Here is a 1,531-nt window from a genome sequence, read left to right on the forward strand (position 1 = left end):
AAACGAAACTGAATGTATAGAACAGCCAGCCCGCCGCCGGGGCGGAAAGGAAGGGAGAGCGGTAGATCGCGACGTGATCACGCAGTATCTGCGGCAAAGAGAATGGCGGCTTCTCTAATTGGGCGTTTGGGTCAAGCTCGTTTTCCTTCTTTCTTGTGGATCATTGTCACTCATCCGGGTCACGCTTCTCTTCGCAGTTTGGTTGATGCCGTCGGGCATCGCTGCACGCATGTGTCGGATTGGCAGCGGAGAGCCTTGCTAAGGGACGCGCTTCTCGTTGCGCAGCAGCCATTTTCGGCTTCTTCCACAGACCTCGTCCGGTGAGGGACGATCCCGTTCGGCTTTTGAGGGTGGCGGATCAGATCATGCTGTGCCCTCCACCTGTGCCGGACGGAACTCGGTGCCATCTGTCCACATTCTATGCAGCAGGACGGCGAGCTTTCTGGCCACCGCGACAACGGCGCGGCGGCGTCCTTTGGTTCGCACCAGTCGCATGCCCCAGGACTTGATCTGAGAGCCTGCTATCGTGCGCATTAGCAGTGCATTCGCGGCCGCATAAAGCGTCGCTCTTACATCCCGGTCTCCGGCTTTCGAAATCCTGCCAGGATTGTCGTGCTCGCCAGATTGATAGCGCCTTGGTGTCAGTCCGAAATGCGCGGCAACGGTGCGAGACCGTTTGAAGCGCGAAGGATCGTCAACGGCAGCCTTGAAGGTCAGCGCCGCAATCGGCCCGACACCCGGAACGGTCATCATCCGCAGACATACTTCATCCCGGGCGGCGGCGCGTTTGACACGGCGGTCCAGTTCAAGAAAGTGCTGATACAAGGTCAGTCGCGCATCAAGCAGCGGGATAATCGCATGTGCCAGCACCTCATCTATTTCAATCATCGGGCGGACGAGGCTGTCAAAGCTACCATGCTGCACTGTCTTGGGAAGACGGAGGCCAAAGATCTTCAACAGCCCGCGCACTTCATTGGCGAGATCGATTGTCTTGTTGAGCAATGCTTTGCGGGTGCTGAGCAAGGCCCGCACACCATGCGCTTCCCGGCTCTTCATGTGGACCGGGCTGAACCAGCCGGTTCGCAGAACATGGGCAATCCCACGCGCGTCGTTCTTGTCAGTCTTGTTGCGCATCGCTGAAAGGGCAGCATTCACTTGGCGGGCTTCCATGCAGACGACATCAAAACCTTCACTGGTCAGACCATAAAAGAGATGCTGGCTCAGCGTGCCAGCCTCAAAACCGATGCGCTCGATCGGATAACCGGAGCTGTTCAGGCAATCGGCGATATCGCCGACTTCACAGGATAGTTCCTTTTCGAGCATCACCTTGCCTTTGGCATCGACGACACAGATGGCACATGAGCGAAGTGACACATCCAAACCGGCAAAATATTCCATCATTCATCTCCCTTGTTCACAGTCTGGCTGTGATTTTAACGGGAGCTCGACCTCTGAATAGGGGCAGCCCAATTACGCATGCTAAGGGCCGAAAACGATGCTTTTCTAAGGCATAGGTGCGGTGGTTCCATTT

Annotated in this window: 1 protein-coding gene; it reads right to left on the reverse strand. The window is 56.5% G+C overall.

All coding sequences use genetic code 11. From position 1 onward, the window contains the following. Nucleotides 1-363 precede the first annotated feature (363 nt). Nucleotides 364-1,398: an IS110 family transposase gene (locus A3722_RS14175; protein ID WP_067629926.1), complete on the reverse strand. Its 1,035-nt coding sequence runs from the start codon at nucleotides 1,396-1,398 to the stop codon at nucleotides 364-366. Between the last annotated feature and the right edge of the window lie 133 nt (nucleotides 1,399-1,531).

The sequence above is a fragment of the Sulfitobacter sp. HI0027 genome, from assembly GCF_001634775.1.
Classification (GTDB): Bacteria; Pseudomonadota; Alphaproteobacteria; order Rhodobacterales; family Rhodobacteraceae; genus Sulfitobacter.